The organism is Xanthomonas sp. SS, from assembly GCF_014236835.1.
Taxonomy (GTDB): domain Bacteria; phylum Pseudomonadota; class Gammaproteobacteria; order Xanthomonadales; family Xanthomonadaceae; genus Xanthomonas_A.
On record NZ_CP051190.1, the window covers coordinates 1,736,874 to 1,760,255 of the forward strand.

Consider the following 23,382-nt stretch of genomic DNA (forward strand, 5'->3'; position numbering starts at 1 on the left):
CCCGTTTTTACGGGGCTTTTCTTTTGCGCAATGAGTTTTCATGGCAAACAGCGAATCGACGCGCCATCGCTTGGATGGACGCGCAGGTCGCCATCGTGACGTGTCAAAGGCGCACTCATCCCGCGCGCATTCGTAGTTCGCGGGCTGCCATCCCCGCCTTTCCGCTGCACACGCGGTAGTCCATCTCCTTGCGCCGCCCGAACTCCATCTCCCGCCCTGCAGTGGCTGGCGCGACGCGCGTTGTGCCTTGCAGCATAGGTTTTCGTGCACTGCGTCTTGCAAAAAAACGATTGCCTACTTTATGGTGCAATCGATTGCATCACGGCAAATCTTCAGCGTTTGAGACCGGTTGGGAGGCCGGAAAGCGAATGTCTATCCATTCGATCGGACCGGCGCCGGCCCCGGGGTTCACGCGGCGCGATGCGCTGCGCGTCGCTGTCGCCGGGAGCCTCGGCCTGGGCGCTGCGAGCATGCTGCCTGCGTTTGTCGCCGCCGCTGCCGCGCCGCATAAGGGCAACCTGAAGCATTCCGTCGCGCGCTGGACGTTTCCGCAGCAGTCGATCGCCCAGCTTTGCCAGACCGTGAAGGGCATCGGTTTCGCCGCCATCGATCTGGTCGGGCCGGCGGATTGGCCGACGCTGAAGGCCAATGGCGTGTACAGCGCGATGTGCAACGGCGCGGAGATGGGCCTGGACAAGGGCTTCGCCGGTAGCCAGTTCCACGACCAGCTGGTCGAGCGCTACACGCGGCACATCGACCTGGTGGCCGATGCCGGCTATCGCAACCTCATCTGTTTTTCCGGCAATCGCAACGGCATGGATCCCCAGGAAGGGATGGCCAATGCCGAAGCGGGACTCAAGCGCATCCTCGGGCATGCGGAGCAGCGCGGGGTCGTGCTGGTGATGGAGCTGCTGAACTCCAAGGTCGATCATCCCGACTACCTGTGCGACCACTCCGCATGGGGCGTGGAGCTGTGCCGGCGGATCGGCTCGGAGCATTTCGGCCTGCTGTACGACATCTACCACATGCAGATCATGGAGGGCGACGTCATCGCCACCATCGGCAAGCATCACGCTTGCTTCAAGCATTACCACACCGCGGGCGTGCCTGGCCGGCACGAGATCGGAGACGATCAGGAACTCCACTATCCCGCCATCTGTCGCGCGATCCGCGCGACCGGTTTCGATGGCTATCTGGCGCAGGAATTCATTCCTACTGCGCCGGATCCCGTTGGCTCGCTGCGCGAGGCGATCCGCCTGTGCGACGTCTGAAACGCTATCCACCCAGGTGAAGTAGAACCCATGGCAGACAATCATTACGACGCCATCGTCGTTGGCTCGGGAATCAGTGGCGGTTGGGCGGCGAAGGAGCTGGCCGAGAAGGGCCTCAAGGTCCTGATGCTGGAACGCGGACGCAACATCGAGCACGTCAAGGACTATGTCAACGCGATGAAGGAGGTGTGGGATTTCCCGCACCACAACCGGCCGACCCAGGCGATGCAGGCCGACTATCCGGTGTTGCGGCGCGACTACGGCCTGGTCGAGAACCTGCAGGGCATGTGGGCCAACGAAAAGGAATCGCCCTACACCGAGACCAAGCGCTTCGACTGGTACCGCGGCTATCACGTGGGCGGTCGCTCGCTGATGTGGGGACGGCAGAGCTATCGCCTGTCGGACCTGGATTTCCAGGCGAACCTCAAGGACGGCATCGCCACCGATTGGCCGATCCGCTACGCCGATATCGCGCCCTGGTACGACTACGTGGAGAAGTTCGCCGGCATCGCCGGCACGCGCGAGGGCCTGGACGTGTTGCCCGACGGCGAGTTCCTGCCGCCGATCCCGTTGAACATCGTCGAGAAGGACGTGGCCGCGCGGATCAAGAAGGCCTTTGGCGGGACCAGGCACCTGATCCACTCGCGCACCGCGAACATCACCGAGCCCAAGGTCGAGCAGGGCCGCGTCAACTGCCAGTATCGCAACAAGTGCATCCTGGGCTGTCCCTACGGCGCCTACTTCTCGACCCAGTCGGCGACGCTGCCGGCGGCGATGAAGACCGGCAACCTGACCTTGCGGCCGTTCTCGATCGTCAAGGAAGTGCTCTACGACAAGGACCGCAAGCGTGCGCGCGGCGTGGAGATCATCGATGCCGAGAGCGGACAGACCTACCAGTACACGGCCAACGTCATCTTCCTCAATGCGTCCTCCTTCAACTCGAGCTGGCTGCTGATGAACTCGGCCACCGATGTCTGGGAAGGCGGGCTGGGCTCTTCATCCGGCGAGCTTGGGCACAACGTGATGGACCATCATTTCGGCGCCGGCGCCTCCGGTCGGGTCGAGGGCTACGAAGACAAGTACTACTTCGGACGTCGTCCCTGCGGCTTCTACATTCCCCGTTTCCGCAACGTCGCCGCGGACAGGCGCGGCTACCTGCGCGGGTTCGGCTACCAGGGCGGCGCCAGCCGCACCGGCTGGTCGCGCGAGATCGCAGAACTGAACATCGGCGCCGACCTGAAGGACGCGCTGACCCTGCCGGGCGACTGGCGCATCGGCATGACCGGATTCGGCGAAATGCTGCCTCACCACGACAATACGATTCGCCTGGACCCGCAGCGCAAGGACAAATGGGGGCTGCCGGTGCTGGCGATGGACGTGTCCATGCGCGCGAACGAAAAGGCCATGCGCAAGGACATGGCCGCCGATGCCGCGGAGATGCTGGAGGCCGCCGGCGTGAAGGATGTGAAAATGCACGATGACGACTACGCCCCGGGCAAGGGCATCCACGAGATGGGCACCGCGCGCATGGGCCGTGACCGCAAGAATTCCGTGCTGAACCAGCACAACCAGGTCTGGGACGCGCCCAACGTCTACGTGACCGATGGCGCCTGCATGACCTCCAGCGCCTGCGTGAATCCCTCGCTGACCTACATGGCGCTGACCGCACGGGCAGCGGACCACGCGGTGCGCGAGTTGAAAGCGGGGAACCTGTGATGGAACGCCGCGAACTGCTGAAGATGATCGTCGCCGCCACGGGTACGGCCATGATCGGCCTGCCCGCGCTGGGCCTTGCACAGGCGCCGGCCGAGGGGGCGAACAACGCCTTCTCCGCGGCCGAGGTCGGCACGCTGGACGAGATCGCCGAGACCATCCTGCCGCGGACCGCAACGCCGGGGGCGAAGGACGCCGGCGTCGGCTTGTTCATGGCGCAATTCGTCACCGATTGCTACACCGCCCAGCAGCAGGCGACGTTCCGCGCCGGCCTGGCCGAGATCGACAAACGCGCCGGCGGCCGATTCGTGTCGCTCGCGCCGCAGGCGCGCACCGAGCTGCTGCGCGCCCTGGATGCGGAAGCCAGGAAACACGTCGTTGCAATGACCGATACCGGCACCGCCAAAGTGGCGGACGCGATGCCGCATCACTTCACGATGATCAAGCAGCTGGCCATCTTCAGCTTCTTCACCTCGAAGGTTGCCGCGACCGACGTGCTGCGCTACGTCGCCGTGCCGGGTCGCTACGACGGCGACCTGGCCTATGCCCCCGGTACGCCCGCCTGGGCGACCAACTGATGGACCGCAGCGACTCGCCCATGCGCCACTTCCCCGGAAACACGATGACCAGACCCCTCCTGATGGCGGCCTGCCTGCTGACCACGGCGCCTGCGTTCGCGCAGGCCAGCGGCGACCCGTCGCGCGATCCGGCGCAGACCGAAGTGTGGAAGCCGGTGCCCGCGATCGTGGCCACGCCCGCGGGCGCTGCGCCCTCCGACGCGATCGTGCTGTTCGATGGCAAGGATCTCTCGGCCTGGGAGTCGGAGCAGGGCGGACGCGTGCCCTGGAGCGTCGCCGACGGTGCGCTGACCGTGGTTCCGGGAAGCAAGGGCATTCGGACCAAGCAGCGCTTCTGCGACATTCAGCTGCATGTCGAGTGGCGCACGCCCACCGCGACCGGCGGTTTCGAAGGCCAGCAGCGGGGCAACAGCGGCATCTTCCTGCAGGAACTGTACGAGCTGCAGGTGCTCGACAGCTACAACAACCCGACCTATGTCAACGGCCAGGCCGGCTCGATCTACAAGCAGGCAATTCCGCTGGTGAATGCCTCGCGGGCGCCGGGCCAGTGGCAGGCCTACGACATCATCTGGAAGGCGCCGCGCTTCTCGCAGGGAGGCGGGCTTACTTCACCCGCCCGCATCACCGTGCTGCACAACGGCGTGCTGGTGCAGGACGACACCGTCCTGTCGGGCAAGACCGAGTACATCGGCGCGCCTTCGTACGCGCCGCATGCGTGCGCGCCGATCTCCCTGCAGGAGCACGATTCCAAGGTCAGCTACCGCAACATCTGGGTGCGCGAGCTGTAGTGCCGGCGCGCAGCCGGCGCCTGCGCCCTATTGCGCCAGGAAGCTGGCGATGTTGTCGAGATCCTGTTGCGACAGCTGCGGAAAGGGCGGCATCAACCCGCCGCCCTTGCTGATCTTCTCCTTGATCTGCGCCGATTCCAGCCGCTTGCCCACGTCGGTGAGCGCGGGGAACGCGCCTGGAATGCCCGCGCGATCGGCGCCGTGGCAGGCCGTGCAGTTAGTGGCATAGAGCTGCGCGCCGGCCGCAGGGTCGTCCTTGGACCACGCCGTGGTCGCAAGCGTCGCCCCCAGTAGAACCAAGGCCGCTGTCAGGATCGTTTTCAAGCGGGGCTCCTTCGCGTGCTAGCGCTGTGTGCTTGCGGGCAGGTGTGCACGCAGGTAGTCCGCGCCGGTCTGGACGACCGTGGCCGGATCGCGCGGACGGTCGTGCTCGATGATGTACCAACGCACGCCGGCACTCGCCGCGTCAGGCAGGATCGCGTTCCAGTCGAGCACGCCCTGGCCCACGGCGGCGAAGCCGCCCTCGTCCTCGGCCTGGCCTTTCGGTGCATTGTCCTTGGCGTGTACCGCGAACATGCGGCCCTTGAACTTGCCCAGCATCACCGCCGGGTCGTAGCCCGCGCGCGCGACCCAGGCCAGGTCCAGCTCGGTCTGCAGATCGGGGCCGGCCGCGGCGAACAGCAGTTCCAGGCCGGTCTTGCCATTGAAGTCGACCAGTTCGAAATCGTGGTTGTGGTAGGCCAGGCGCATGCCCTTGGCCCGCACCCGCTTCGAGAGTTGGCCCAGTTCCTTGCCCAATGCGGTCCAGCCCGCGGCATCGGTCGGCCGATCCTTCTGGTCCAGGTAAGGCACTACCAGCGTGGTGTTGCCGATCGATCGGTTGAAGGCGACTGCGGCGTCCAGGTCCTTGCGCAGATCGGCCAGTTGCACGTGCGACGAGATCGCCTTGATCGAATACTTGTCCAGCAGTTGCTTGAGTTCCACCGCGCTGACGTTCTGCGTGCCGACCGTTTCCACCGCGCCCACGCCCGCGTCGTGGACGATCTTCAGCTGTTGCTCGAGCGAGCCGGCGTTGCGCAGCGAGTACATCTGCACCGCGATCGGCTGTTTCGGGCCAGCGGCGTCGCGTGCAAAGGCGGGCAGGGCGACGAGCAGCAGCAGTGCGAGGGTCGCGGTCCTGCGTGTAGGTGTGTTCATCAAGAAATCCTCCCGAGATTCAATCGATGGATGTCCAGGCGCGCGTCCTGGCCGATGTGATGACGCGATCGACGATCAGCGCCGAGCGCACCCCGTCTTCGAAGGTGGGCAGGCCTTCCGGCCGCTCGCCTTCGATGGCGCGATAGGTGTCGGCGACAAACGCCTCGAAGCAATCGCCGTAGCCCTGCGCGTGCCCGGCCGGCAGCACCGCCAGCCGGCGTTGTTCGGCACTGCCGGCACCCGGCCCGCGCACGAAGACTTCTTCGCGCTGGTCGGGCAGGCCGATCCACAACCGTTCCGCGTTCTCCTGATCGAACGCCACGCTGGCCCTGGCGCCATCGATCTCGAACCAGAGGCGATTGCGGCGTCCCGCCGAGACCTGGCTGACCGTCAACGACGCCAGCGTGCCGGCGCCGGTTCTGAACATCGCCGCGGCCACGTCCTCGCTCGAGACCGCCTGCATCGCGCCGCCCGCCGCCGGCGTGGTGAAGCTCTGCCCGGTGAGGGCGCCGCGCTCGGCGATCACGGTGGCGAACGCTGCGCTGACCTCGACGAAACGCTCGCCGCCGACCCATTCCACCAGGTCGCACCAGTGCGAGCCGATATCGGCGAACACGCGCGAGGTGCCGCCCAGTGCCGGGTCCACGCGCCAGTTGTTGCTCGCAGGGTCCAGCAGCCAGTCCTGCAGGTAGCTGCCATGGATCAGGCGCAGCGGCCCCAGGTCGCCCTGCGCGATGCGTGCGCGCGCCTCGCGGACCACCGGGTGGTAGCGGTAGACGAAGGGCACCGTGGCGACCAGCCCGGTCGCGGCGGCCAATGCCGCCAATGCTTGGGCGTCCTGCAAGGTCGTGGCCAGCGGCTTCTCGCAGATCACGTGCTTGCCGGCTTGCAGCGCCGCCTGCGCCATGGCGCGGTGCAGATGGTTGGGCGTGCACACGTGCACGACCTGCACCTGCGGATCGGCGATCACGTCCTCGATGTCGCGATAGGCGCGCGGCACATTCCAGGACTGCGCCACGTCGCGTGCGCGTTGCGGGGAAGAGGCGGCGACGCCGCGGACCTCGGCACCGGCCAGTAGCGCCGCGCGACGATGCACGGCGCCGATCATGCCGGTGCCGACGATGGCGATTCCGAGCTTGCTCATCGGTGGGCTCTCAATGCGTGGAGGGCGCGGCCGCGACGACCGGCCGGTCGCGGAACAGCAGCAGGAAGGCGATCAGCACGACCAGCGCCACGCCTGCCGGGAACAGCCAGATCTGCTGCCAGTCCGGGCCCGCCGCCGTGGTGTAGTGCTCCACCACCGCGCCGGACAGGAACGTGCCGATCAACATGCCCACGCCGTACGTGGCCAGGGTGATGAAGCCCTGCGCGCTGCTGCGCGCGGCGGGGCCGGCATGCGCATCGGTGTAGATCTGGCCGGTGACGAAGAAGAAGTCGTAGCAGATGCCGTGCAGCACGATGCCGATCACCAGCAGGGAGAAGCCGCCGCCCGCATCGCCGAAGGCGAACATCGCGTAGCGCACTACCCACGCGGCCATGCCCACCGCCAGCATGGTTTTGACGCCAAGCCGCACGAACAGGAACGGCATGGCCAGCATCAGCAGCACTTCGGAAACCTGGCCCAGCGACTGCAGGCCGGCCGCGCCGCGCACGCCCAGATCGTTGAGATACGGGTTGGTGAAGTTGTAGTAGAACGCCAACGGGATGCAGATGGCGATGGATGCCAGGAAGAACACCAGGTAGGAGCGCGACTTCAGCAGCCGCAGCGAGTCCAGTCCCAGGACCTGCCCCAGCCCGGCGTCGCGCTGTTGCGCCAGCGGCGGTGTGTGCGGCAGGGTGAAGGCATACAGGCCCAGCGCCAGCGATGCCATCGCCGCCATCCGGAACGTCAGCTCGAGCCGGTGCGCCTGTTCCCAGCCTAGCCAGCCGATCAGCACGCCGGCCACGATCCAGCCGACGCTGCCCGCCACCCGCACCGGCGGGAACTGTTTTTCAGGCGATTGCATGTGCCGCATCGCCACGCTGTTGGCCAGGGCCAGCGTCGGCATGAACAGCAGCATGTACCCCATGACGCAGGCGGAGAACATGCCGAAGCTGGTCGCCGTGGACGCCAGCCACATGAGCACCGCGCCGGCGAGGTGCAGCACCGCGAGGATGCGCTGCGCCGCGAAGTAGCGATCCGCGATCAGGCCGACCAGGAACGGCGCCACGATGGCGCCGATGGACTGGCTGAGGAAGGCCGTCGCCACCTGACTCGCGCTGGCGTGCAGGGGGCCCTGCACCAGGTACGTGCCCAGGGTCACGAACCATGCCCCCCAGATGAAGAACTGCAGAAACATCATCGCGCCCAAGCGCGGCATGGTGTACGTCATGGCTTCCCCTCCCAGGGCGGTATCGGCTCAGGTCCCCAGCATGCGGCGCAGCGATTCCGGATCGGCGCCGCTGTCGGCGAAATCGTCGAAGGCGCGTTCGGTCACCCGGATGATGTGCTCGCGGATGAACGCGGCACCCTCGCGAGCGCCGTCTTCCGGATGCTTCAGGCAGCACTCCCACTCCAGCACCGCCCAGCCCGGGAAATCGTATTGCGCGAACTTCGAGAAGATCGCCTTGAAGTCGATCTGGCCATCGCCGAGCGAACGGAACCGTCCCGGACGATCGATCCAGTCCTGGTAGCCGGCATAGACGCCGCTGCGCGCACTGGGGCGATACTCCGCGTCCTTGACGTGGAAGATGCCGATGCGCGCGTGATACCGGTCGATGAAGCCGAGATAGTCCATCTGCTGTAGCAGCAGGTGGCTGGGGTCGTAGAGGATCTTGGCGCGCGGATGATGGTCGACCACCTCGAGGAAGCGCTCGAAGGTCGCGCCGTCGTGCAGGTCCTCGCCCGGATGGATCTCGAAGCACAGGTCCACGCCGCAGGCGTCGAAGGCGTCGAGGATGGGGCGCCAGCGGCGGCCGAGTTCGGCGAAGGCTGCTTCCACCAGCCCGGGCGGGCGTTGCGGCCAAGGGTAGAAATAAGGCCAGGCCAGTGCGCCGGAGAACGTGGCATGCGCCGTCAGCCCCAGGCGCTGGCTGGCCTTGGCGGCCAACAGCAGCTGCTCCACCGCCCAGGCCTGGCGAGCAGCGGGATCGCCGCGCTTGTCCGGCGGTGCGAAGCCGTCGAACAGCTCGTCGTAGGCGGGATGGACCGCGACCAGTTGCCCTTGCAGATGAGTGGATAGCTCGGTGATCTGCAGGCCGTGCCCGGCCAGCATGCCGGCGACGTCGTCGCAGTACGCCTGGCTCTGCGCGGCCTGGGCCAGATCGAACAGGTGGGGCGCGATGGTCGGTACTTGTACGCCAGAATAGCCCAGGCCCGCGGCCCACTCGGCCAGCGTGTCCAAGCGATCGAAGGGAGGTGTGTCGCCGATGAACTGCGCCAGGAACAGCGCCGGACCCTTGAGCGTCTTCAACGTGATTCGCCCTGATGCAATCGATTGCATTATCCTAGCATCGCCTCCCGCAAGACCCGTTGTGCACTGCACAGCAGAAAGAAGAGCTGACGTCATGGCCACCATTTACGACATCGCAAAGCACGTCGGCGTCTCCGCCGGCACGGTGTCGCGCGCGCTTTCGCGGCCGGAAAAAGTCCTGCCGGCCACGCGCACGCGCATCGAGCAGGCCGCCGCCGCGCTGGGCTATGTCCCCAACACGGTCGCCAGGACGCTCAAGACCCAGCGCAGCGGCAAGATCCTGGTCACCGTGCCGGACATCGCCAATCCATTCTTCGCGCAGATCCTGCAGGGCGCGGAGGAAGCGGCGCAGGCCGTCGGCTATGCGGTCCTGCTGGGCGATACCCAGCACCAGCCCGACCGCGAGGAGCGCTACGCTCAGATGCTCCGGCGCAACGAAGCGGACGGGCTGATCGTGCTGGGGCACCGCCTCCCGCCGACGGCGCGCGAGATCGTCAAGCAGTTGGGCACCGCCGCGCCGGTGGTCAACGGCTGCGAGTTCGACCCGGCGCTGGGCATCCCCAGCGTCCACATCGACAACGCGGCCGCCGCGCGCGCGGTGATGGAACACCTGTACGGACTGGGGCACGAGCGGATCGCCGTGGTGGGCGGCCCACCCGACAACCCCTTGCACCAGCAGCGACTGGAAGGGACCCGCGCCGCCGGCAAGGCGCGCGGCCGCCTGCGCAACCTGAGCGTGGTGCCGGGCGATTTCTCCGTGGAATCCGGGCATGCGGCAGCGATGGCGCTCTTGGCCCGCGCGCCGGTGCCGACCGCGATCTTCTGCTTCAGCGACCAGATGGCGCTGGGCGCCCTGGCGGCCTGCCGGGACCTGGGCTTGCGCGTGCCGGACGACCTTTCCATCGTCGGCTTCGACGACCTGGCGTCATCCAGCTACCTCACGCCGCCATTGACGACCATCCGCCAACCCATGCGCGAGATCGGTATCCGCGCAGTCAACCTGCTGCTCGCCATCATCGAAAATGTAGACGTACCGCTTCAGCAGACGCTGGATTTCCGGTTGATGTTGCGCGGGTCGACTGCTGCGCCGAGGGAGTAGGTGACGGCAGGGCGGAACGGGGTTGTTGGCGCAGTCCCCGATAGTGCAGTGGCGTGGCATCGCGAAACGCACTCGGCGCGAAGCATCGCGATGGCGCACGATCGCGCTCAGGCGCGCACGCGCTTGCGCGCCGCAGGTTTGCCGGCCGGGCGTGCCGCGACACTGGTCTTCTGCCGTGGCGCGGCGCCAAGCAGGAACTGCTCGACCGCGCGTTGCGCCATCTTGCGCACCAGCGCTGGCGCCAGCGGCGGCGGATCGCGCTGGTAGATGCGCACGTCCACTTCCGCGGTGAGCAGCGCCAGGAAGTGCAGGGCGGCGATGGTCGGATCGGTCTGGCGCAGTTCGCCGCGCGCCATCGCCGCTTCCAGCACCGCGGCCACCGCCACCACCGATTCGCTGGGACCGGCCTGGTAGAACAGCTGTCCGACCTCGGAGCGGCCGGCCTCGGCCACCACCATGCGGTAGACCGCGATGGCGACCGCATCGTTGCTCACCACCTGCAGCATGCATTCGCCGAAGCGCAGTAGCATCGCATGCAGGTCGCTCTTGCCGGGCAGGGGCGCCTGCAGGCGCCGGATCGCGTCGGACAGATGCACGGTCGCCGCGGCGCGGACCACCGCGCCGAACAGTTCCTGCTTGGACGCGAAATAGCCGTACAGGGTGGCCTTGGAGCCGCCCAGCCGTTTCGCCAGTTCGTTCATCGAGGCACGCTCGTAGCCCAGTTCCTGGAACAGTTGCGTCGCCGCCTCGACGATGGCCTCGCGTCGGGCCTCGGTCCGAACCTTCATTGCGTCTCCTAAAGTGAACCCAACTGTACATTTTTCTTGGTGGTGGGGAAATGTGCTTCCAGCCTCGAACCACGCAACGATTCGCCGGAGCCGGCGGGCGTGCCTGTGACAGTCGGCGCTGCGACCCGCAGCGATCCACAGTGGACCGAACGACCCTGTTGCACGCGGTCCTTGCGATGCGCGCGCATGACATCGGGCCTGGGCGGATCCTGGCCGGGCAGGTGTAGCGTTGTGCCCGGCGATTTTCTTGCGATGGTCGGCGCTGGCCCGCTTTCGCGAAGCGCGCGGCGTATTACACTTTCGCACGCAAGCCAAACCAACATGGATACAGGGGATCAGGATGAGCGGGAGATTGGGTGCAGTCGCGTTGTGCTGTGTGCTGGGGATGGGCATCGGAATGGGGAGCGCGCAGGCGCAGGTGGACCTGGCGCCGTTCCTGATGAAGGAACAGGTCGGCGAGCTGAAGCTGTCGCCGACCGGCGAGTATTACGCGGCCACCGTGCCGCTGGCGGACCGCACCGCGCTGGCGGTGATGCGTCGCTCCGACAACAAGATCGTCGGCAGTTTCTCGATGGAGAAGAACACCCATGTCTCCGATTTCGAGTGGGTCAACGATACGCGCGTGTTGTTCAATATGGACATCAAGATCGGGGCGATGGACGAGCCGCGTTCCACCGGCGAACTGTTCGCCATCAATGCCGACGGCAGTGCGGCCGAGCTGCTGGTGGGCCAGCGCGTCACCGGCAATGGCCCGGGCACGCTGATCCAGACCAAGAAGGTGGAGGACGTCATCGCGCACATGGTCGGCCGGTTGCCTGGCGACGACCGCAACGTGGTGATCCAGGTGCGTCCGTTCAGCGTCAACAAGGATCCGTATAGCCGCAGCGAGGTGCTGGACGTGTACAGCGGCCGGCGGCGGCCGCTGGTCGGCTCTCCGAAGGTGCGCAGGGCCGATTTCTACAGCGACGAGCAAGGCAAGGTGCGTTTTGCCTCGGGTGCCGATGCGGACAATGCCAGCAAGCTGTTCTACCGCGACGCGCAAGGCGGCGACTGGCGGCTGATCAACGACGAGAACCTCAGCCATCATGCCGAAGCGCCGATCGGCTTTTCCGAAGACGGGCGCACCGCGTATCTGCAGGTCGAGCAGGACAAGGGCAGCGACGCGATCGTGGCCTGGAACGTGGACAGCAACGAGCGCAAGGAGGTGGCACGCGATGCCCTGGCCGATCGGTACCGGGTCATGTATCGCCACGGCACCCGCATTCCGGTGGGAATCCAGGTGCTGGCCGACAAGCCGCGTAGCCTGTTCTTCGACCCGACTTCGCCCGAGGCCAAGACCCAGCGCTCGCTGGAGGCCGCGTTCCCGGGGCAGGCGGTCTTTGTGACCTCCAGCACCCGCGATGGCCGGCTCAACCTGGTGCAGGTGCAGTCCGGGCGCAATCCCGGCGAGTTCTACCTGTTTGACACCGTGGCGAAGAAGGCGGACTTCGCATTCGCCAGCCGTGCCGCGTTGCAGCCGCCGAAGCTGGCCGAGGTGCGGCCGATCGCATTGCAGGCGCGCGACGGCCTGCAGCTGCACGGCTTCGTGACCCTTCCTGCGGCGGCTGCGTCCGGCAAGGTGCCGATGGTGGTGATGCCGCATGGCGGCCCGTTCGGCGTGTTCGACGATGGCCTGTTCGATCAGGATGCGCAGATCCTGGCCAGCGCCGGTTATGCGGTACTGCAGGTCAACTATCGCGGTTCGGGCAACTACGGACGCGCTTTTCACCAGGCAGGTGGCGGGAAATGGGGCGGCGCGATGCAGGACGACGTGACCGATGCCACGCGTTGGGCGATCGCCCAGGGCATCGCTGATCCTGCGCGTATCTGCATGTACGGTGCCAGTTACGGCGCCTATGCGTCGCTGATGGGCGTGGCCAAGGAACCATCGCTGTACCGCTGCGCGGCCGGCTACGTCGGCGTCTACGACTTGCCGATGCTGTACGTCAGAGGCGACACCTACCAACGCGACTCCGATCAGACGTTTCTGCGCGAATGGGTGGGATCGAGCGCCGAACTGGCCGCGGTATCGCCGGTCAATCTCGCCGACAAGATCAAGGTGCCGGTGTTCCTCGCTGCCGGCGGCGAAGACGAGCGCGCACCGATCCAGCATTCGAAGAAGATGGAAGCGGCGCTGAAGAAGGCCGGCGTGCCGGTGGAGACGCTGTATGAGCCGACCGAGGGCCACGGCTTCTATACCGAAGAACACCGCCGTGAGTTCTATACCAAGCTGCTGGCGTTCCTGAGCCGCTCGCTGGGCGGTGCGCAGGCTGCGCCGGCGCCGGTGCGCTAGTCGCTGCGGGTGTCCTCGGTGCCGATGCGCTGCGAGCGCATCGGCGCCTGCAAGCCGCGAAAGCCAATCCGCGGCCCGACGCATGGTTGGGCCGCGCTTCGCACGTAGCGATGGCGGTGCCGAGGCTCAGCGCACTCCGTGCATCATCCGCCGCAGCAGCGGCGCGGCCAGGAAGGCCAGCACCGCGCAGCCCACGCCGATCCACAGCATCAGCCAGAACAGGTGCGCGTACTTGGCGGCGGCGTCGGCGATGTTCAGCGTTTCGCCTTCGGGCACGTCGATCGCGGCGAGCTTGCCGAACAGCGCGGCCAGCGCTTCGGAGAACGCCGTGGCCAGGAACCAGGTGCCCATCATCAGGCTGACCACGCGCGGCACCGCGAGCTGGGTCACCGCCGACAGCCCGACCGGCGACAGGCACATCTCGCCTGCTTCCAGCACCAGATAGGCCAGCACCAGCCACCACACGCTGGCCATCTGCCCGCTGACGCCGACCTGTTGCGCGGCCAGCGCCAGCGGCACGAACGACAATCCCGCCAACAACAGGCCCATGGCCGACTTGGCCGGCTTGGATGGCTCCAGGCCGCGCCGTTCCAGCCACGCCCACAGCGCGGCGAACAGCGGCGCCAGCAATACCAGGAACAGCGCGCCCAGGTAGGTCAGCGAACCGGCGGTCTGCGGCAGCACCAGGCAGTCGCGCACCAGGAGCAGCAGCATCAGAACGCTGACCGCGATGAACAGCAGGCGCGGCGCGGCCGACTGCGGATTGCGGTCGGACAGCGACGCCGCGGCGACGAAGCCCAGTGGCGCCAACAGCAACGAGGCGATCGACCACGGCAGCGGAGTGCCGCCGCGGATCACCAGCGACGGCACGATGTCCTTGGTCATCAGCCGGTCGGTGAAGGTGACCCAGGAACCGTAGGTCTGCTCGTACAGGGTGAAGTACACCAGCGCCATCGCGATCAGCACCATCAGCGCGATCATCTGCTGGCGCTGCACTGGTGTGCACTGGGTGCCGGTGAACCAGGCGAACCACAGCAGCACGGCGCCGAGCACCACCAGCATCAGCAGCAAGGCCAGCGAGATCTCGCCGCCCAGGCTGAAGGCGCCGTTGGCCGCGGCCCACATCAGCCAGGCCACCGGCAGCACGCCGAGTACCGCGACCAGATAGATCGCCCATTCGCGCGGCAGCCCGGCCACGCGCTGGCGCAGCAGCGCCGGTTGCGCCGGCTCGGCATGGCCGTGCAGGTATTTCTGGCCCCACAGGAACATGCCCAGGCCGAGCAGCATGCCGATCCCGGCGGCGCCGAAACCGTAGCGCCAGCCATAGGCTTCGCCGAGGAAGCCGCACACCAGCGAGGCGAACAGCGCGCCGAGGTTGATGCCGGCGTAGAACAGCGAGAAGCCGGAGTCGCGGCGCGGATCGTCCTGGGCATACAGCTTGCCGACGATGGTGGAGATGTTCGGCTTGAGGAAGCCAACGCCCATGATGATCAGCGCCAGCGACAGGTAGGTCACGCCCAGCGACGCGGTGTCGCGCACCACCACGCCGGCGACCCGAGTTGCGGCGTGGCCCTCGAAGGCCATGCCGACATGGCCGAGCACCAGCAGGATGCCGCCGAACACCACCGCCTTGCGCATGCCCAGCCAGCGATCGGCGAGCAGGCCGCCGATCACCGGCACGCAATACACCAGGCCGCCATAGGCGCCGAGCAGGTCGAGCCCGGCCTTGTCGCCGAACAGGTGGTACTTGGTCAGGTACAACAGCAGCAGCGCCTTCATCCCATAGAAGGAGAAGCGCTCCCACATCTCGGTGAAGAAACAGACGTAGACGCCCTTGGGATGGCCGAGGAAATCGTCGCGCGCGTCGCGGGCGGGGAGGGCGGTGGCGGACACGGCTGGCCTGGGGCGGGAAGGGCAGCGGCGGAGTATAGGCGTGCTGGCGGAGGTTGGTTGAGTCTGGGTAGCAGTTCCTTCTCCCCTCGGGAGAAGGTGCCCCGCAGGGGCGGATGAGGGTACGGGCGCAGCCTCGTGAGATCGACACGGTGCGAGGCTTCGCCCCGTACCCTCACCCCAACCCCTCTCCCGGTGGGAGAGGGGCTGACACCATCGGCCGCAGGGACGCCGCTGCATTTGCGAATCCCCAATCCCAAATCCCCAATCCCCGCCTCAAGGCATGTGCCACAAGCTGGGCGCCGGGATGCTGGACTTGCCCAGCCCCAGACGCTAGCGTGGAAAACGTTTTTGTCGTTTCAGGGGTAACCATGAACAACGCTGCTGCGCCGCGTCAGCTCACTTTCCGCGCGGTCGTGCTGGCGATCGTGCTGGCCGTCGTGCTGTCGGCCGCCAATGCCTACCTGGGGCTGTTCGCCGGCCTGACCATCGCCACCGCGATCCCGGCGGCGGTGGTGTCGATGGGCGTGCTGCGCCTGCTCGGCGGAGGCACCATCCTCGAGAACAACATCGTGCAGACCGGCGCCTCGGCCGGTTCGTCGATCGCGGCGGGGGTGATCTTCACCATCCCGGCGTTGGTGATCATGGGCTACTGGCCGGACTTCAAGTACTGGTGGGTGCTCGGCATCGCCGGCATGGGCGGCCTGCTTGGGGTGCTGTTCTCGGTGCCGCTGCGGCGCTCGATGATCGTCGAGGATCCGCTGCCGTTCCCCGAGGGCAAGGCCGCGGCCGAAGTGCTCAAGGCCGGCGAGAATCCCGGGCCGGGACTGAAGATCCTGGCGCTGTCGGCGACCATCGGTGGGCTGGTCAAGCTGGCCGCAGCCAGCGGCCTGAAAGTGATTCCCGACACCTGGGCGCAGGCCACCTACCTGGGCAGCAGCAAGCTGGTCGGCTACGTCGGCACCAACCTGTCGCCGGCGCTGCTCGGCGTCGGCTATATCGTCGGGCTCAACGTCGGCATCGTGGTGCTGTCCGGTTCGATCCTGTCCTGGCACATCGCCATTCCGCTGTACCAGCAGTTCTTCATGAACTCCGATCCGGCGCTGGCGCAGAGCCTGGCCACCGCGCCGGCGGCCGAGGCCGCGTTCGGCATCTGGGCGGCCAAGGTGCGCTACCTGGGCGTGGGCGCGATGCTGATCGGCGGCGTGTGGACGCTGTTCTCGCTGCGCAAGTCGCTGCTGTCCGGGGTCAAGAGCGGCTTCGCCGCCGCGCGCAAGAGCACCGCCGGCACGGTGGTGGCGGAAACCGACCGCGACCTGCCGATGAAGTGGATGCTGGTGGCGCTGCTGCTGTGCACGCTGCCGCTGCTGGGCCTGTACCAGGCGATCGTCGGGCAGTGGCACGTCAGCATCCCGATGACCTTGATCATGATCGTCGCCGGCTTCCTGTTCGTGTCGGTGTCCGGCTACCTGGCCGGCCTGATCGGTTCGTCGAACAATCCGGTCTCGGGCATCACCATCTCCACCATCCTGTTCGCCTCGGTGGTGCTGGTGCTGCTGCTCGGGCGCGACTCGCCGATCGGCGCGGTCGCCGCGATCATGATCGGCGCAGTGGTGTGCTGCGCTGCAGCGGTGGGCGGCGACAACCTGCAGGATCTGAAGGCCGGCTACTTGGTCGGCGCCACGCCGTGGAAGCAGCAGCTGATGCTGGCCATCGGCGCGTTCTCCTGCGCCTTGATCATGGCCCCGGTGCTGAACCTGCTGGCACAGGCCTACGGCATCGGCGCGGCGACGCCGGAGCATCCGAACTCGCTGGCCGCGCCGCAGGCGACGCTGATGGCCTCGGTGGCCAAGGGCCTGTTCGGCGGCGAACTGCCGTGGACGATGATCGCGATCGGCGCTGGCGTCGGCGCGGCGATCATCGCCCTGGACGAGTGGCTCAAGCGCACCGGCAAGCGCTTCCGCGTGCCGGTGCTGGCCGCGGCGATCGGCATCTACCTGCCGCTGGAACTGATGGTGCCGATCTTCCTCGGCGGGCTGATCACCTACCTGGTCGAGCGCTTCCACAAGATCCGCGCCGACGACGAGGAAGGCCGCGACCGCGTGCACCGTCCGGGCACGCTGTTCGCCGCCGGCCTGATCACCGGCGAGGCGCTGATGGGCATCGCCATCGCCGTGCCGATCGTGGTCTCCGGCCACGCCGACGTGCTGGCGCTGCCCGTGGCGTTCCATCTGAACCAGTGGTACGGCCTGGTCCTGCTCGCCTTCGTCGGCTGGCTGCTGTACCGCACCGGCAAGAAGGGCGAGCCGACCGCGCCGCTGCCGCCGTCGGCGTAGGCTCAGTCACCCGCCAAGCAATGCAAGAAGCCCGGCCCCGCGCCGGGCTTCTTGTTTGCAGCACCATCAAGCGATCAAACCCGCAGCCATATCGCTTTCACGAATCCCCAATCCCGAATCCCAAATCCCGGCCCCTCCATGACTTCATGCCTTTGCGCCACGCCCACCCGCGCGCCTACCATCGACGTTTTGCCGTATTCCGGAGACGCCCGATGACCTTGCGCTACGCCTTGCTGCCCCTGTGCCTGCTGACCGCGCTGCCTGCGCTGGCGGCGACCCGCGGTTTCGATGTCCGCGACATGGTGGCGCTGGACCGGGTGTCCTCGCCGCTGCTGACGCCCGATGGCGGCACGGTGATCTTCGCCAAGCGGCAGGTGGACAAGGCCAGCGACAAGGCCAGCACCGGGCTGTGGCTGCGCAACCTGCGCACCCGCGATGCGGCGCCGCCGAAGCGGCTGACCCCGGACGGCTGGAACGTCAATTCGCCGGAACTGTCGGCCGACGGCAAGACCGTGTACTTCCTCAGCGCCAAGTCCGGCCGCCAGCAGCTGTACGCGCTGCCGCTGGCCGGCGGCGCGCCGCGCCAGCTCACCGATTTCGCGCTGGATGTGGACAGCTACCGCATCGCGCCGCAGGGCGACCGCGTCGCCTTCAGCGCCGGCGTGTTCCAGGACTGCGGTTCCGACCTGGGCTGCACGCAGAAGCGGCTGGATGCGAAGAAGAACGCCAAGGCCAGCGGCGTGGTGTTCGACCAGTTGTTCGTGCGCCACTGGGACACCTGGAACGATGGCCGCCGCAACAGCCTGTTCGTGGCACCGCTGTCCGGCGACGCCAAGGCCAAGCCGGTGGTCGGCGCCTCGGCGATCAGTGCGACCCTGGCCGGCGATATTCCGTCCAAGCCGTTCGGCGGCAGCGAGGACTACACCTGGGCGCCGGACGGGCAGTCGCTGGTCGCCAGCGTGCGCGTGGCCGGGCGCGAGGAGCCGTGGTCCACCAACTTCGACCTGTACCGGCTGGACGCGGCGGGCAAGGCCGCGCCGGTCAACCTGACCGCGGCCAACCCGGCCTGGGACGCCGGCCCGGTGTTCTCCGCCGACGGCAAGACCCTGTACTACCGTGCGATGAAGCGCCCCGGTTTCGAGGCCGACCGCTTCGGCCTGATGGCGATGGACGTGGCCAGCGGCAAGACCCGCGAGATCGCGCCGCAGTGGGACCGCTCGGCCGGCGAGATCGTGCCCTCGGCCGACGGCGCCACCGTGTACACCACCGCCGACGACCTCGGCCAGCATCCGCTGTTCGCGGTGGATACCGCCAGCGGCAAGGTCCGCAGCGTGGTCGATGGCGGCAGCGTCGGCGCGCCGGTGCTGGCCGGCAGCACCCTGGCGTTCACCCGCAACAGCCTCAAGAGCGGCGACCAGGTGTTCGTCGCCGACGCCGATGGCCAGCATCCGCGCGCGATCACCGCCAGCGCCGGCGAACAGCTGCCGGACGTGGCCTTCGGCGACTACGAGCAGTTCCAGTTCAAGGGCTGGAACGGTGAGACCGTGCATGGCTACGTGGTCAAGCCGTACAACTACCAGCCCGGCAAGACCTACCCGGTCGCGTTCCTGATCCACGGCGGCCCGCAGGGCAGCTTCGGCAACGGCTGGAGCAACCGCTGGAATCCGCAGACCTACGCCGGCCAGGGCTACGCGGTGGTGATGATCGATTTCCACGGCTCCACCGGCTATGGCCAGGCGTTCACCGATGCGATCAGCCAGCACTGGGGCGACCGCCCGCTGGAAGACCTGCAGAAGGGCTGGGCCGCGGCGCAGCAGCAGTACAAGTTCCTCGACGGCGACAAGGCCTGCGCGCTCGGCGCCAGCTACGGCGGCTACATGGTGTACTGGATGGCCGGCAACTGGAACCAGCCGTGGAAGTGCCTGGTCGACCACGACGGCGTGTTCGACAACCGCACGATGGGCTACGCCACCGAGGAACTGTGGTTCAGCGAGTGGGAGAACGGCGGCACGCCGTGGCAGAACCCGGCCGGCTACGAGAAGTTCAACCCGGTGCTGCACGTGGACAAGTGGAAGGTGCCGATGCTGGTGATCCACGGCCAGCAGGATTTCCGCATCCCGGTGGAGCAGGGCCTGGCCGCGTTCAGCGCGCTGCAGCGCAAGGGCATCGAGTCGAAATTCCTGTACTTCCCGGACGAGAACCACTGGGTGCTGAAGCCGCAGAACAGCATCCTGTGGCACGACACGGTCAATGGTTGGTTGAAGCAGCATATCGGGGAATGAAATCGGGACTCGGGACTCGGGACTCGGGACTCGGGACTCGGGACTCGGGACTCGGGACTCGGGACTCGGGACTCGGGACTCGGGACTCGGGACTCGGGACTCGGGACTCGGGACTCGGGACGGGTCTCACGTATGAGTGAGCCATTCCATCCGCGATGTCGATCGATTGCGCGGCGCTCGAGTTCGCGCCGTTCGGCTGTGCTTCTACGAGTCCCGAGTCCCCCGTCCCGAGTCCCGGCTTCCCAATGATCCACAACGACATCGTCATCTTCGGCCTGATCGCGGCCACGCTCGGCGCGGTGTTCTGGACCGCGGCGCGGCCGCATGGATTCTGGAAGCGCTTCTACAGCGTGGTGCCGGCGCTGCTGCTGTGCTACCTGATTCCCGGCATCTACAACACCGTCGGGCTGATCGACGGGCAGCACAACCGCCTGTACGACCCGGTCGCGCGCGACGTGTTGCTGCCCGCGGCGTTGGTGCTGCTGACGCTCACCGTCGACCTGAAAGGCATCCTGCGCCTGGGGCCGAAGCTGGTGGCGATGTACCTGGGCGCGTCCTTCAGCATCATGCTCGGCGCGGTGGTCGCGTTCCAGCTGATGAAATGGCTGCACCCGGCCACGGTGGCCGGCGATACCTGGGCCGGCATGGCCGCACTGGCCGGCAGCTGGATCGGCGGCGGCGCCAACATGCTGGCGATGCGCGAAGTGTTCAACGTCGATGCCACCACCTTCGGCCAGTTCGCGGTGGTCGATGTCGGCGTCGGTTACGTGTGGATGGCCTTGCTGATCTTCCTCGCCCCGCGCGCGGCGGCGATCGATGCGCGCAGCGGTGCCGACACCAGCGGCATCGACGATCTCAAACAGCGCATCGCGCAGTTCCAGGCGCAGCACGAACGCGTCGCCAGCCTGACCGACTTGATGCTGATCGTCGGCCTAGCGTTCGGTGCAGTTGGCCTGGCGCACGCGATCGCGGTGCCGACCGCGGCCTGGTTCGCGGCCAACGTCGCCTGGGCCAAGCAGTTCAGCCTCGGCTCGCCGTTCGTATGGGTGGTGGTGCTGTCGACCACGATCGGCCTGCTGCTCAGCTTCACCCGCGCGCGCACGTTGGAAGGCGCCGGTGCATCGCGTATCGGCTCGCTGCTGCTGTATTTCCTGATCGCCTGCATCGGCATGCAGATGGACCTGCTGGCGCTGTTCGACCGCCCGTGGATCTTCCTGCTCGGGCTGATCTGGCTGTGCGTGCACATCCTGCTGTTGCTGGCGCTGGGCAAATTGCTGCGGGTGCCGTTCTTCTATTTCGCGATCGGCTCGCAGAGCAACGTCGGCGGCCCGGCCTCGGCGCCGGTGGTGGCCGCGGCGTTTCATCCGGCGCTGGCGCCGGTCGGCGTGCTGCTGGGCACGATGGGCTATGCCACCGGCACCTATCTGGCGTACCTGGTCGGGATCACCTTGCGTGCGATGGCGGGCGCGCCGTAGTGCACCCTATGACCCTGTAGGAGCGGCTTCAGCCGCGACCGGGCTTTACCGATAGATCCTGTCGCGGCTGAAGCCGCTCCTACAGGGGATTGCGTGCGGCCTACTGCTGCAGCGCCACGCGCCGCTGCTGCTCTTCCTGCTGCGGCACGTTCGCCTGCAGGTTGTTCTGCTGCTGCAGCTGGCCGACGTTGGCCTGCGCCGGTTCGCTGGCCGCGGCCGCAGTCTGCACCTGGCTGCGCAGGTGCGCCGGATCGTCGGCGCGGCCCTGCACCGCGAACAGGCGGTCGCCGTCGCGGCTCGGTACCAACTGGTCGATCTGTTTCAGGCCATCGTGGCTGGCGTGCGCGGCGACGCTGGCGGCCGTATTGAGGAAAGCCGCGTCGTCGCGCAGGCCGAGCCGCTCGCGCTGACCGTCCAGTTGCACCACCGCATCGTTGAACAGGCGGCTGCCGGTCGGCAGCGCGCGTTCCTGGGTCTGCGCGTGGCTCTGCGATTCCAGTTCCTGCGCCTTGATCACCGAATCGATGCCGTGCAGGTCCAGCCGATGCTTGAGCATCATCCCCGGCACCAGGCGCTGGCCGAACGACAGCGGATCCGGGTCCGGCAGCTGGATCTGGTGGCCGGCGGCATCGGGCATCGCCCATTTCAGCGGGATGCTGTCTTCCTGCAGGTGGGTCAGCAGTTCGTTCTTGACGTGGTAGCCGCGGATCAATCCTTCCGAGGCATAGGCCTTGGCCGCGGATGCGTCCAAGCCTTCACGCTCCAGGGTGCGGTCGTTGACCCCGGCGGCGTTGTAGGTGACCGCCGGCACGTCGTTGACCATCGCCGAGGCCGCGGCCAGGCCGCCGCCGAGCGAATGCCCGGAGATCATCAGGTCCTGGCCGAACGCCTGCTTGGCCTGGCTGCCGAGTTGGATCGCCGAGGCGTACTGCGCATCGGCAAAGCCCAGGCCCTGGCCGATGTTGTGCTTCCAGTCCTTGCCTTCGTCGGTGCCGCAGAACGCCAGCACCACGTTGCCCTGTTGGTTGCGGTAGAACGCGGCGTCGAAGCCGCTCTTGGCGTCGTGCAGCATGCTCGGGTCGATGCCGGCGCGCTGCACCGCGCCGTCGTCCAGGCGGGCCCAGCCGTCGGGCAGCGCCGCGAAGCTTTCAGCGCCGCCGGCGCGGCGCTGGTCGGCCGTGCTGTAGAGATCCTGCAGCAGGGTGGGAAGTTGCGTGTCCACCGCCTGCGGCTGCTGGCCGCGAACGGCCTCGGCGAAGGGGGCGGACGCGGCGTTGTCGGGGAGATCGTTCTGGCTCATGCGCGGTTCCTTGCGTGTGTGCGAACAGCCGCCTCAGCGGGCCGCTTCCAGGGGGATGTCGTGGGTGCTCAACCAGTCGCGTACCGCGGCGCGTGTCTGCTGCGCGGTGCTGTTGAGCAGGCGCTCGGGCGTGGTGAAGAAATACGCCTGGAAGGTCTTCTGCTGCGCGTTGCGCAGGCCCGGATCGACCCCGGCTTGCAGCAGTTTCAGCACCCAAGGGTTGCCGGCGCTGCTCTGCGCGGCCAAGTGCAGCAGCGAGTTGCCGCTGGCATCGACCCGGTGCGGATCGGCGCCGGCCTGCAGCAGCAGCTGGATCTGCTCGTCGCGCTTGCTCTGCAGCGCGCGGAACAGCGGCGTCCAGTTGCCGCGCGGGCTGACCGGGTCTACCGGCGCGCCATGCTGCAGCAGGATCTTCAGGTATTGCGGATCCTTGGCCATCGCCGCCATGTGCACCACGGTTTCCTGGTCCATGCCCGGTTCGGCAGGATTGGCGCCGGCGTCCAGCAAGGCGCCGAGCGCGCGCGGCTGTTCGTTCCAGATCGCATATTCGAGCAGGGTGACGTTCTGGTCGCCGTGCGCGGACAAGTCCAGGCCGGGCGCGAGCGCGGCGATACGGGCGGCATCGCCGCGCGCGACGGCGGCGGCGATGTCGGCGAGATGGGGATCGCGGAACGCGACCGAGTGATCCTGCAGCGTAGCTGACATGGCAGATTGCTCCTTGGCGCCGGGCGAGGCGGCGCATGAGACCGAGATGGACATCGAGGTCGCAAGTGCGATCAGGGCGGGGAACTGCTTGCGCATGGAGGGCTCCTTTTCCTGTTCGCGTTCCTGTTGCCGGTGGCGACATTCCTTGCCACCTTCGCCGATGCTAGCAGCTGTCC

At 67.3% G+C, this 23,382-nt stretch carries 18 protein-coding genes; 9 read left to right on the top strand and 9 right to left on the bottom strand.

Annotated features, from left to right (window positions below; all coding sequences use genetic code 11):
- The first annotated feature begins 368 nt into the window (after window positions 1-368).
- From HEP74_RS06990 to HEP74_RS07005, 4 genes are read left to right on the top strand one after another with little or no spacing between them, the layout of a single operon-like run.
- Window positions 369-1,271: a hydroxypyruvate isomerase family protein gene (locus tag HEP74_RS06990; protein WP_185816537.1), complete on the top strand. Its 903-nt coding sequence runs from the start codon at window positions 369-371 to the stop codon at window positions 1,269-1,271.
- 30 nt (window positions 1,272-1,301) lie between these two features.
- Entirely contained in the window at window positions 1,302-2,987 is a 1,686-nt protein-coding gene (locus tag HEP74_RS06995) for a GMC oxidoreductase (protein ID WP_185815795.1), read from the top strand.
- Window positions 2,987-3,562, top strand: coding sequence for a gluconate 2-dehydrogenase subunit 3 family protein (locus HEP74_RS07000; protein WP_185815796.1), 576 nt, complete (start codon window positions 2,987-2,989; stop codon window positions 3,560-3,562). Before HEP74_RS06995 ends, HEP74_RS07000 begins: the two co-directional genes overlap by 1 nt.
- Window positions 3,563-3,606: 44 nt before the next feature.
- The gene (locus HEP74_RS07005) at window positions 3,607-4,350 is read left to right on the top strand and encodes a 3-keto-disaccharide hydrolase (RefSeq protein WP_185815797.1); all 744 of its coding nucleotides are present in this window, start codon (window positions 3,607-3,609) and stop codon (window positions 4,348-4,350) included.
- A gap of 27 nt (window positions 4,351-4,377) precedes the next feature.
- On the opposite strand, the gene HEP74_RS07010 is transcribed toward HEP74_RS07005, so the two are convergent.
- The 5 genes from HEP74_RS07010 to HEP74_RS07030 are packed head-to-tail and all read right to left on the bottom strand — an operon-like array spanning window position 4,378 to window position 8,999.
- A complete protein-coding gene (locus HEP74_RS07010) occupies window positions 4,378-4,674 on the bottom strand; it encodes a c-type cytochrome (protein WP_185815798.1) in 297 nt (98 codons plus the stop codon).
- A gap of 18 nt (window positions 4,675-4,692) precedes the next feature.
- On the bottom strand, window positions 4,693-5,547 hold the full coding sequence (locus HEP74_RS07015; RefSeq protein WP_185815799.1) for a sugar phosphate isomerase/epimerase family protein: 855 nt from the start codon (window positions 5,545-5,547) through the stop codon (window positions 4,693-4,695).
- Between the two features lie 19 nt (window positions 5,548-5,566).
- On the bottom strand, window positions 5,567-6,691 hold the full coding sequence (locus HEP74_RS07020; protein WP_185815800.1) for a Gfo/Idh/MocA family protein: 1,125 nt from the start codon (window positions 6,689-6,691) through the stop codon (window positions 5,567-5,569).
- A gap of 10 nt (window positions 6,692-6,701) precedes the next feature.
- Window positions 6,702-7,919, bottom strand: a complete 1,218-nt coding sequence (locus HEP74_RS07025; RefSeq protein ID WP_185815801.1) for a nucleoside permease — start codon at window positions 7,917-7,919, stop codon at window positions 6,702-6,704.
- 27 nt (window positions 7,920-7,946) lie between these two features.
- Window positions 7,947-8,999 carry a sugar phosphate isomerase/epimerase family protein gene (locus HEP74_RS07030; protein WP_185815802.1) on the bottom strand — a complete coding sequence of 351 codons (1,053 nt, stop codon included), beginning with the start codon at window positions 8,997-8,999 and terminating at the stop codon, window positions 7,947-7,949.
- Window positions 9,000-9,093: 94 nt separating this feature from the next.
- Here HEP74_RS07030 and HEP74_RS07035 point away from each other — a divergent pair, with 94 nt between their 5' ends.
- Window positions 9,094-10,098, top strand: a complete 1,005-nt coding sequence (locus tag HEP74_RS07035; protein WP_185816538.1) for a LacI family DNA-binding transcriptional regulator — start codon at window positions 9,094-9,096, stop codon at window positions 10,096-10,098.
- A gap of 107 nt (window positions 10,099-10,205) precedes the next feature.
- On the opposite strand, the gene HEP74_RS07040 is transcribed toward HEP74_RS07035, so the two are convergent.
- A complete protein-coding gene (locus HEP74_RS07040) occupies window positions 10,206-10,886 on the bottom strand; it encodes a TetR/AcrR family transcriptional regulator (protein WP_185815803.1) in 681 nt (226 codons plus the stop codon).
- A gap of 397 nt (window positions 10,887-11,283) precedes the next feature.
- On the opposite strand from HEP74_RS07040, the gene HEP74_RS07045 reads away from it, so the two are divergent.
- Window positions 11,284-13,218 carry an alpha/beta hydrolase family protein gene (locus HEP74_RS07045; RefSeq protein WP_255427909.1) on the top strand — a complete coding sequence of 645 codons (1,935 nt, stop codon included), beginning with the start codon at window positions 11,284-11,286 and terminating at the stop codon, window positions 13,216-13,218.
- Window positions 13,219-13,344: 126 nt separating this feature from the next.
- Here the strand turns inward: HEP74_RS07045 and HEP74_RS07050 are convergent, their stop codons facing one another.
- Window positions 13,345-15,111: a peptide MFS transporter gene (locus tag HEP74_RS07050; protein WP_185815805.1), complete on the bottom strand. Its 1,767-nt coding sequence runs from the start codon at window positions 15,109-15,111 to the stop codon at window positions 13,345-13,347.
- A gap of 368 nt (window positions 15,112-15,479) precedes the next feature.
- Between HEP74_RS07050 and HEP74_RS07055 the strand changes: the two genes are divergently transcribed.
- The 3 genes from HEP74_RS07055 to HEP74_RS07065 all read left to right on the top strand — a co-directional run bounded on the left by HEP74_RS07055 (window position 15,480) and on the right by HEP74_RS07065 (window position 21,201).
- On the top strand, window positions 15,480-17,444 hold the full coding sequence (locus HEP74_RS07055) for an OPT family oligopeptide transporter (protein ID WP_185815806.1): 1,965 nt from the start codon (window positions 15,480-15,482) through the stop codon (window positions 17,442-17,444).
- Window positions 17,445-17,656: 212 nt separating this feature from the next.
- Complete coding sequence (locus HEP74_RS07060; RefSeq protein ID WP_185815807.1) at window positions 17,657-19,726, top strand: alpha/beta hydrolase family protein; 2,070 nt, start codon at window positions 17,657-17,659, stop codon at window positions 19,724-19,726.
- A 245-nt stretch (window positions 19,727-19,971) separates the two neighbouring features.
- Window positions 19,972-21,201 carry a DUF819 family protein gene (locus tag HEP74_RS07065; protein ID WP_185815808.1) on the top strand — a complete coding sequence of 410 codons (1,230 nt, stop codon included), beginning with the start codon at window positions 19,972-19,974 and terminating at the stop codon, window positions 21,199-21,201.
- A gap of 100 nt (window positions 21,202-21,301) precedes the next feature.
- On the opposite strand, the gene HEP74_RS07070 is transcribed toward HEP74_RS07065, so the two are convergent.
- Window positions 21,302-22,501, bottom strand: coding sequence for a Tle-like phospholipase domain-containing protein (locus HEP74_RS07070; protein WP_185815809.1), 1,200 nt, complete (start codon window positions 22,499-22,501; stop codon window positions 21,302-21,304).
- Between the two features lie 33 nt (window positions 22,502-22,534).
- Window positions 22,535-23,302, bottom strand: coding sequence for an ankyrin repeat domain-containing protein (locus HEP74_RS07075; RefSeq protein ID WP_185815810.1), 768 nt, complete (start codon window positions 23,300-23,302; stop codon window positions 22,535-22,537).
- Window positions 23,303-23,382 lie beyond the last annotated feature (80 nt).